The organism is Aeromicrobium sp. (assembly GCF_036675695.1).
GTDB lineage: Bacteria > Actinomycetota > Actinomycetes > Propionibacteriales > Nocardioidaceae > Aeromicrobium.
Map to the genome: position 1 here is coordinate 1 of NZ_JAKFEL010000160.1, position 9,249 is coordinate 9,249.

General features: G+C 65.8%; 10 protein-coding genes. 7 read left to right on the forward strand and 3 right to left on the reverse strand.

All coding sequences use genetic code 11. From position 1 onward, the window contains the following. Positions 1–209: 209 nt before the first annotated feature. From V6M39_RS10400 to V6M39_RS10420, 5 genes are all read left to right on the forward strand, one after another. Positions 210–785, forward strand: coding sequence for a TetR/AcrR family transcriptional regulator (locus V6M39_RS10400; protein WP_332643750.1), 576 nt, complete (start codon positions 210–212; stop codon positions 783–785). A gap of 36 nt (positions 786–821) precedes the next feature. Continuing rightward, positions 822–1,361 (forward strand): DinB family protein, encoded by a 540-nt coding sequence (locus V6M39_RS10405; RefSeq protein ID WP_332643751.1) that lies wholly within the window; start codon positions 822–824, stop codon positions 1,359–1,361. Positions 1,362–1,430: 69 nt separating this feature from the next. Further along, a complete protein-coding gene (locus V6M39_RS10410; protein ID WP_332643752.1) occupies positions 1,431–1,937 on the forward strand; it encodes a hypothetical protein in 507 nt (168 codons plus the stop codon). Between the two features lie 127 nt (positions 1,938–2,064). After that, complete coding sequence (locus V6M39_RS10415) at positions 2,065–3,372, forward strand: SWIM zinc finger family protein (protein ID WP_332643753.1); 1,308 nt, start codon at positions 2,065–2,067, stop codon at positions 3,370–3,372. Next, entirely contained in the window at positions 3,369–5,852 is a 2,484-nt protein-coding gene (locus V6M39_RS10420) for a DUF6493 family protein (protein ID WP_332643754.1), read from the forward strand. The genes V6M39_RS10415 and V6M39_RS10420 overlap by 4 nt, the downstream gene beginning before the upstream one ends. A gap of 87 nt (positions 5,853–5,939) precedes the next feature. Here the strand turns inward: V6M39_RS10420 and V6M39_RS10425 are convergent, their stop codons facing one another. Beyond that, positions 5,940–6,329: an ankyrin repeat domain-containing protein gene (locus V6M39_RS10425; RefSeq protein WP_332643755.1), complete on the reverse strand. Its 390-nt coding sequence runs from the start codon at positions 6,327–6,329 to the stop codon at positions 5,940–5,942. Positions 6,330–6,424: 95 nt separating this feature from the next. Then, a complete protein-coding gene (locus tag V6M39_RS10430) occupies positions 6,425–7,006 on the reverse strand; it encodes a hypothetical protein (RefSeq protein ID WP_332643756.1) in 582 nt (193 codons plus the stop codon). 152 nt (positions 7,007–7,158) lie between these two features. On the opposite strand from V6M39_RS10430, the gene V6M39_RS10435 reads away from it, so the two are divergent. After that, the gene (locus V6M39_RS10435) at positions 7,159–7,326 is read left to right on the forward strand and encodes a hypothetical protein (protein ID WP_332643757.1); all 168 of its coding nucleotides are present in this window, start codon (positions 7,159–7,161) and stop codon (positions 7,324–7,326) included. A 972-nt stretch (positions 7,327–8,298) separates the two neighbouring features. Continuing rightward, on the forward strand, positions 8,299–8,598 hold the full coding sequence (locus V6M39_RS10440; RefSeq protein WP_332643758.1) for an immunity protein Imm33 domain-containing protein: 300 nt from the start codon (positions 8,299–8,301) through the stop codon (positions 8,596–8,598). 59 nt (positions 8,599–8,657) lie between these two features. Here V6M39_RS10440 and V6M39_RS10445 read toward each other — a convergent pair. Continuing rightward, the coding region (locus V6M39_RS10445; protein WP_332643759.1) for an HNH endonuclease signature motif containing protein at positions 8,658–9,249 on the reverse strand (592 nt) is incomplete at its 5' end.

Sequence of the window (9,249 nt, forward strand, 5' to 3'; positions counted from 1 at the left end):
GCCTGGAGCTCCTTGATGATCGGGAGCGGTGCCCACGAGTCGCCGCCACGGTTGCGGATCTCCGCGATCTCGTGGTGGTACGCCGCTTCGACGGGCTCGACCTCGGTCGCGAGGAACTCACGCGCCAGCTCGGTGAGCTCCTGGGCGCGGGGGCTGGGTGAGAAGTCCATGGCTTGACCTTGTCACACTGTTGAGCAATGCTCAATAGCGTGGATGCAGATCACACCCGACGTCGCCTGTCCCCCGAGGATCGGCGCCGCCAGCTGCTCGGCATCGGCCTGAGCATGCTCGTCGAGAAGCCGATCCAGGACCTCTCCATCGACGCCGTGGCCGCCGAGGCCGGCATCTCCCGCGGCCTGCTCTTCCACTACTTCCCCACCAAGACCGACTACTACGACGCCGTCATCGGCGCCGCACTCCGCCGGGTCATGCGCAACACCGCGCCCGACGAGGGCGTCTCCCCCGAACTCGCGTGCGAGCAGTTCGTGTCCCGCGTCTACGCGCAGATCGAGCGGCGCCGGGAGTTCTACGTCGCCCTCGTCTTCGGCAACGGCACCATCGCCGTCGGCGGCAACCGGCTGGAATCCCACCGGATGACCGTCGCGCGACGGTTGATCGCGGCATTGGGACTGGACGACGGTGTGGCTCCCGTGGTGCACGCCTGGACGGCGTACGTCGAAGACCGGGCCCTGCTCTGGACCGGCTCGGATCCTTCGGACCGGGTGGCGCTCGAGGTGGACGTCGCCCACTGCTGCAAGGCGCTGGACGCGTTGCTCGCGATCTAGTCGGGCCCAAGGCGCACGGTCGGTACCCTCGGGCGGGTGACGACCTTCCGCGCCGAGGACCGCACCGACCCGCCCTTTGAATCCGACGAAGCAGCGACGCTGCTGGGCTTCCTGAACTATCAGCGGGACACGCTGCGGTGGAAGTGCGCGGGCTTGACCCCCACCCAGCTCTCGACCTCCCTGGCGCCGACGACGATGACCCTCGGCGGCCTCCTGAAGCATCTGACGGTGATCGAGTCGGGATGGCTCAACCAGTTCTTCGCCGGTGGCGTCGCGAAGCCCTCCTGGTTCGACGACCTGGACGAGGATGATCGGAACTGGTCGTTCACCTCTGCTGCCGGTGCCGCACCCGACCAGTTGTTCGCCTGGTTCGACGAGTCGATCGCGGTCTCTGATCGGGTCATCGCAGACGCGCTGGCCGGTCCTGATGGATTGGCCGCCCTGTCCGCCGAGGAGGAAGACGGGAATCGGATCTCGCTGCGTTGGATCGTGTGTCACCTGATCGAGGAGTACGCCCGCCACAACGGCCATGCCGACCTGCTTCGCGAGTCCATCGACGGAGCCACCGGGGAGTAGTCCTCACCGACAGCGGCACATGTGCGCTGTTCTCGATACTGATCGCGCCGTCGGCGCTAGCCTTCAGGCGTGGCTGACGTGATCCTCGGACGGGCAGGAAGCACCGTTCTCGTCGACCTCGACATCTGCGTGAAGACCGGTGGCACCACGAGGCAGCGCGTGACACTGCGAGGCAGCACCACACCAGCGTGGGTCACTCTCCTGCTGCTCTTCTCCATCGTCGGCTTCCTGATCGCCAGCAGCATGACCTCCCACCGCTACCGAGTGACACTGCCTTTCACACACGCAGTTCATGACCGCTGGTCAAGCAACAGGCGACTCGGGTGGCTCGTCGGACTGGCCGGCGCTGGTGCGCTCGCTTTGGCAGTCACGATCGGTGACAGATTCTCCGGGGTCCTCGTCGGGATCGGCCTCGTACTTCTTGCAGGAGGTGCGGCGATCGTCATCTCGAATTCCTTGAGGAACAACGTAGGAATTCGCATGACACGTCGCGGCGACCTCGTCGTCACCCGAGCCCACCCATTGTTCGTCGAGGCCGTCCGGGCAGCTGTCACGGAACCTCTCAACTCGCGTTAGCTCGCCGACCGGCCGAAACCCACGGCGGTGGATTCCGCTGCGTGATCAGTGCCGGTTACCTACGCTGGTGGCCGAGCGAGGGAGTCCGCATTTGTCTGACCAAGGCGTGAGCGCGCCACGTGGTTCCGTGGCCGTCCGCAGCGGGGACCGGTACGAGGCCGCCATGGCGACCCCCGGCGGGAACGTCACGGGCCAGGCGGTCGAGCACCCGTTCTTCTTCGATGGATTTCTGCAGCATCCGGAGCAGGCGGCACAGGCGATGTTGCTGGTGTCGCGGGTCGCTCGAACCCGCTTCTTCACACCCATGAGCATGGTGGCTGCACGGATCCGCGCTGCCGACCCGGTGGTCAGCTGCGACGGTCAGAACCTGCGGTTCGAGAGCTTCTCGCCGTGCTGCGGCGTCTATGCACGCCTCGACCTGCGGCCAGGCTCGTTGGACACGGCGGTAGCACTTCCCGGGACCACCAACGTCGACTTCACCGACGGCATGCGCGGCATCCTGGCCGGCATCGGCGGAACTGACCCCTTGCACCTGAATGTCGGCGAAGCCGTGACCGCGACCAGTCTGGCCGGCACCGCTGTCGAGGAGAAGGTTCCTTTGCCCGACCGCTGGATCAAGGGCTTCGCAGAGGCACAGCTGTCCGGCTCGCGCGTCGCAGAGCGGCTGGCCGTCACGCCGGCAGCGGCGCGCCAGTTCGTCCGTTCGTTGCCGGCGACCAGCGCCCCGAACGGCCCTTCCTTTGGCGTCGCGCCCACCGCCACGGGCCTGCGACTGACCTCGGCGACCACCCCTGGCTCCGTTGTCCGACTGGGTGGTCCCGAACGCCTCAGGATCCTCGAGCCGTTGCTGCGCTTCGCCACGGCGCTCAGGGTCTCCGGACCCGCCGGAGGCGACACGGCGATGTCCCAGTGGCAGCTCGACCTGGCGGACGCCCACCTGACCCTGGCACTCAGCCCGACGCCGAGTCGAGGGTTCTCCGGCGAGGGCAAGGCACTGGACGCGCTGGCCGGCGAGACCGACGAAGAGGAAGGCGACGCCGTTCTGGCCAGCCTCTCCACCAACACCACCCCGACCGCGATCGCGGCCGATCTCGGGTACGCGATCGAGCAGGTGATCGCTGTCCTCGACCGGCTCGGTGCTGCCGGCCTGATCGGGTACGACGCCGGCATCGGGGAGTACTTCCACCGCGAGCTCCCGCTCCGGCCGTCGCAGAAGTTGCAGCCCCGACTAGCGGGGGCGCACCGCCTGGTGGCGAAGGGAGCCGTGACCTTGGGCGACCAGGGCGGCGAGGTCGCCAGCGGCAGCTCCGTCTACCAGGTCCGCGATGGCGACGTCATCTCCTGCACCTGTCCATGGTTCGCGCAGTACCGACTCGAACGCGGACCGTGCAAGCACCTGCTGGCCGTCCGCTTGGCGAAGAAGTCACTGCAGTGACCTCTCTCCTCGAGCTGCTCAGGGCCGGAGCGAGCGACGAACGGGTCCTGGCCTGGGAAGCGGACGCAGCCGCGGCCGTTCGTGCGTCAGAGGTCGACGTACTGAAAGACAGCCGCGTGCATTTCAACCAGCGCGCCGACCCCGCAGTGGCGTTGGCCGGTCTGACCGCCGGGCGCACCGAGACGGAGGTCCTTGAGATCGTCCGTTGGTGTTCCGACCCGGGTCGGCGCGATCTGGTCGATGCCATCGTGGCTCGTCGGACGCAGCAGTGGCGTGAACGTCTCTTCAAGGCTGCGACCACCGATAGGTTCGGATCCGGCTGGTGGCTCATTCGTGCGCTGATGCGCGTCGGAGTCAAGAACAAGCCCGGAGACCTCTATCTGTTCAAGCTCATGGCAGGTCCGCCGCAGGAGCACGGCGCCGAAGCTGGCCGACGAATCGTTGAGTTCCTCCTCAACGACCCCGGGCTTCTCGACGACGAGATCTTTCAGCTGATGAGCACCGAAGGCGTCACCCGAAACCTGTCCGGCTGGCAAGGGAGGACCCCGTGGCTCGACGCGATCGAACAGTTGGCAGGAGGTGATCTGCGTGACCGCATTCTCGACACCGTGTGGTCGGGGCTGGTCTCCGACTGGCAACCGGTTGACCAGCGGCCGCTTCTGCAACTGGTCAAACGACTCACGCCCAGCGAGGACGAGCGCTTCGCGAGGCTGTCCGGCCTGCTGCGGATGACGTCCTCGGACAACGCGCCGATCGTGGTCTGGGCCCTCAAGCAACTGACGGACCTGCTCGGTGCGAACCGTCTGGACGCCGACGCACTGTTGGCCATCAGGGCTCCGCTGACGATGCGGGACAAGGGTACGGCGACGGCGCACCTGGCACTCCTGGAAAAGGCTCTCAGGACGCAGGTGGGCGATCCGAGCGCGATCGCGCAGACGGCGGCCCTTGCGCTCGATCACCCGCATGAGGTCATCCGGACCCGTGCCGCGAAGCTGGTCGCGAAGCATGCTCCGGACCGTGTCGTCATCGAAACGCCAGTCGCTCCGATGGTTGGCAAACCGTTGCTCCGGCCGCAGATCGCCGCCTTCTCCCCGATCATCGCCGCCGCAGACTTCGTCGACCTGCTGATCGCCAGCCTCGCCCAGGACCTGAGCGGCATCGAGGTCGAGCAGTTGCTCGAAGCGACCCCCCGGTTCGCGTTCCATCTGGACGCCAAGGCCCGCAGATCGATAGCTCAAGCGCGGGCACGGCATGCCCGTGGGGCCCGGTACAGCTCGAGCGAAACCTGGCATCTCGCCGATGCCATCGCCGCGGTCGACGCAGCGAGACCGACCGTCGGAGCCGGCGTGTTCTCAGCTGACTTCAGGAGCTTCGACGTCATGAACTACGCGCAAGTGCTCGAGCAGAGGTTCATCCACCTGGCCTGGGCGATGACACGGGCCAACGTGTACACCGGGCTGGCCACTCCGAGCAGGACCGACGGAACCATCGCCCTCACCGACCTGCAGGCAAGATTTGCCGCCGCAACCGGCCTCGGGACCCTCCGCGTCGAGATCGCGACAGCCGCAATGCGGCTCGATCCCGGCGACTACGACGCCGCCGAAGCGCCTGGCGCGCTCAGCGAGTCAGAAGCGAGTCGCGCATTCGTGCGCGACGTGCGTCGGATTCGCGAGCACCAGCCGGATTGGACGCTGAACCGCTTCCTCGGCGTGCAGGAACGGATCCTCAGCGAGCTCGACCCCGCAGCACCCGCTGGCCGGCGGACCCGCGCCGTCATCGAGGACACCTCCGACCGCCCGACGAGCGAACCCGATGTCCTGGCCGCGCTGCTCGACCGGCGAGAGCTCGCTGGAACGAGACGCAGCGCCATCGAATCCCGCGTCGTGTGGCGCAAACCCATGCGGGCGCAGACCGAGCTGCTGTCCCTGACCCTTCCGCACCACCGCGAGCACTACGCCTCGCACGTGCTCGGCGTGATCCGAGCCGGGCTCGTCAACGACGACTGCGACCCGGTGGCGCCCTTGATCCTCGGCCTCGGAACCGGGCACGGTCGAACAGGACTCGCGAGCACGTTTGCCCTCGCTTCCGCGACAGCCCTACGGCACGCCGAGGACCGAGCCGCCGTCGTCGATGCCCTCGTCGAACGGGCGACGTACGGCGAGCTGGACGGACCCGCGCTCGGCCGCGCGCTGCGCGAGCTGATCGAGAACGACGGCGCCATTGCCCGCCGGGTCGCTGCGGCGATTGCTGAAGCCGGCAATGCTCTCGGCCCACTCTCGGGCCCTGTCGTCGATGCCCTCATCGAGCTGCTCCCGCTGCTGCGGCCCCTCCGAGACGGGCACGCCTTCGTCGCCATCCTCGCCGACCTGTCCCGTGGACTCGGCAGGACCATCGACCTGCCCGAGGACCTGGCCGAACTGAACGGCAAACGTGCCTCGACTGCGCTCGCGCGGGCTGTGCACCGAGTACCGGTTCGATGACCGGCCGAGGTGCGGCAGCACGGCAGCCTCCGAAAGGCGACAGGCCGCCTGGTGCCATCGGGACCGCTACGCGCCATCTGCGGCAGATCAGTGCGGCTCGGCGAACAGGGCGACCACCTCTGAAGTGCCCATCCTGATGGCCAGGTCACGCGGCGTTGGTCCTGCCTCATTCACGACGTCGGGATCAGCGCCAGACTGGAGAAGCGCCTGCACGGTCGCGATTTGCCCTCGCGAGTTGAAGACCGCACGCCATAGCGGCGTGTTTCCGAAGCGATCCTGCTGATCCACGGGCGCCCCAGCCTCCAGCAACGTTTGGACTGCCTCGGCCTGCGACTGCTGAGCAGCGAAGTGCAACGCGGTGAAGCCCTGCCCGTCAGTCGCGGCGATGTTGTCACCCGCAGCCAGGCGATCTCGGATGCCTGGGATGTCCCCTTCGAGCGCCCGATAGTGGAGTTCCTGACGACCGTCGCGATCCATGACGACAGTCTGTCCGATCACACCCCTGTCTATGACAGAACCGCATCACGTGCGGCAGAAGCGGGCGGCACGGCACGGCACGGCACGGCCGCGTGCTAGCGCCTCACAGTCTTAGTGACCTCGGGCGCCGGCTCGCCAAACTTTTCGAGCGCCTGGATGTAGCGACCGCCGAACTCGATTCGGGTGATGTCGGTCAGTTTCCAAGATTCGGCGAAGTCAACCCAGACACCATCTTTGCCAATGAAGTGAAGGTCAAGACGCTTGTTGCCTATACGCAGAACCTTCCCGATGTTGAGCCAGTAGCTGTCACGAGTCTCGAGGTAAGTGCAGATCAGGTCGGACCGGGTGTCCGCCAGGCGAAGCAGGTCGCCAGTTGTCGCGTCCTGCGGACACTCAAATCCTGCCGGCCTGACTCCGTGACCCGCGACTGCCCGACGCACGAAAGCACAGTTGTCGTGCTTCTTAACCTTCGTCACTTGATCCAGACGCAGGAGGACCACGGCATCTAGGTGAGCACCTACGAGCAGGTCCTGAATGACGACCCATTCTTCAAGGACAGTGAGCACGAAGCCTGAGGTGACATCGGCGTCGAGGTGCTTTCGGTGGATCGTTACTGGTCGCTGCCGCTCTTGAGCTCTTGTCAGTCGATGCACGACTTTCGTTCGAGACGTACCCATGCCGGCAGTTTGGCAGGCCAGCGTGTCGGCCGCCGGTCCGTTTCCACGTCACAGGCGATCGACGGTCATAGGCGCGACAGCGCGCTCCGCGGCATGAGCGAGCACGTTCGCGCTGGGATGCAGATGGTTCGTCGATGCACCACGCTGTGGGTATGGAACTTCGGGAGTACATCGGATTCATTTGGATCGATGAGGAGCCGGGCCACCGACTTCGGGTGCTGGCTTCTTCGCTTGAGGACGCCAGAGCACAAGTTGTCGCCGAGTTCGGCGATGGTGTCATCTCGTTGCATAACGAGGATGGCGCCGCAGGACCGCGGTAGCGCAGAATGAAAAACCCGCTCGCTAGGAGTTGGGTTCTTCACCCCGCCAGCGGCACTGATGGGCTAGTAGCGCGCTCTCTTGCCCGGTTTGGTAGGTCCAGATACTGCCCGCCGCAGAAGGTCGAAGATGGCCACAGCGATCCAACCTGTCCCGAAGAAGTAGCCGAACTCGATTGGGTACCCGCGTGTCGTGGGACTCTCCTCGATGGGCAATGCGGACAAGACTGCGCTGAAGCAGATGAACGCCAGGCCGACCAGAATGAAGACGGCGATCCTCAGAAATCGACGCCTGTCGGCGCTGCGCTGCCTAGGATCCACGAAGTCATGATGACCCCATGTTGGATGTAGGCACACTCCGCGGCATGTGAGTGCGTCAGCCTCCAGCCATCTTCCACAGACGCCGTGCTCGATGCCGTTGAGCCTGGGGACGATGCGTTCCGTTCTCAAAGACCTGCAGGTCATTGACTAGTCGACTCGCAGGCAGGCCTTGCTCAAGCCACGTCAACGCCAAGCCCGGCCAGTAGTCGCTAGGCCATGAGAGCGCGTAACGCACGAGGTCAACTGGGTCATATCGCCGGCCAGCCGTGTCTCCTAGCGGAGTCTCCAGGTCTTTGAGGTGCGCGAGCATTACAGACTCTTGTACTCGCGTCTGCAGAGCAGACTCCTTGATCGAGACGCTCAAGTCGCAGCCCTTGCCCGGGCCCAGATAGACAAGGTCAATGCGCAGGTCCTCGTCGGGAATGCTCGCACGACTCACTCCGCGGTCGACCAGCCATTTGTCCAACATGCTGTGGGCTTTCGCGAATCGCTCCGACTCCGCGACGTCGCTTACCCATCCGACTTCGATCCACTCAGCGGCCACAATCCGAGTCTCGCATCCCAAGGCCGAGGCCAGGTCAAGTTCACGCCCCGAGCGGCAGGGCCGCGCACCACTCGCGGCATTTGAGGTCAGCTTGAGGGACGATGTTGGGCATGTCCGAGTCTGACGAATACGGCGACAAGTTGGGCGTGTCCCGATCACTGATCGATGGTGACTGGGACTGGCCGATTCATGGGCTCCGGCACGCTCCGGAGGCGGGGACCTCGGGCTGGTACATCTGGACTGGCGAGTTCAACGAGGCTGGCGACTTCTTCCAACCCTTGCATGCGGCCCACCTGGTCCAACGAGCTCCTGGTGTCGCCAAGTTCCTGACTCTTCCGCCGGGCTCGCGGTTCCTGATCGCGCCGGATCACGAAGACATCTGGAGCGACGAGACCTTGCTCGACATCTGATGCCCGCAGGCATGACCGCGCGGTTCTGCGGCCCGCGTTCACGAACCAACGAGCGGTCGTCAGGCGGCGAGGTAGTTGATGAGTGTTTGGCTGAAGTGGAGTTCTGCGGGCGTGAGGGACTGGCCACCGGGGGTGCCGGTGACTCTCCTTGTTCCGGTCTGATCGACCAGGTAGTGCGCCCCGTGGGGATCTCGCCAGATCACGATCCCGGGGAAGGGTTGTCGTACTTCCCACCCCGCGTGGGTCTTGATCCGGTGATGGGTCCTGGTCATCGGGCCGAGGTTCCCCACCGCGGTCTCTCCGCCTTCGGAGTAGGGGATGGCGTGGTCCAGGTCCATCCGCCTGCTGGTGTTCGCCGCGTAGGGGAACACGTCGCCGGGATGGATCAGATGCACGGCCTCCCTCAGTCTTGAGGGGATTTCGTAGGCGTCGACCGGGGCCTGGTGGTTCAGGTCGATCACCGGTGCCACCCGCACGTTGCCACCCAGGCCCAGCCGGGCCACGTGGTGGCGGACCCAGTCAGTCGACACCGGGCCGTGGCCCTCCAACCGGGCAATCGGTGAGTCGCCGTACAGGTGCAGGTAGGCCTTCACCTTGACCTTCACCGGCCCCACGACAGGATCAACATGGGCGGCCGGGTTCGCGAGCAGG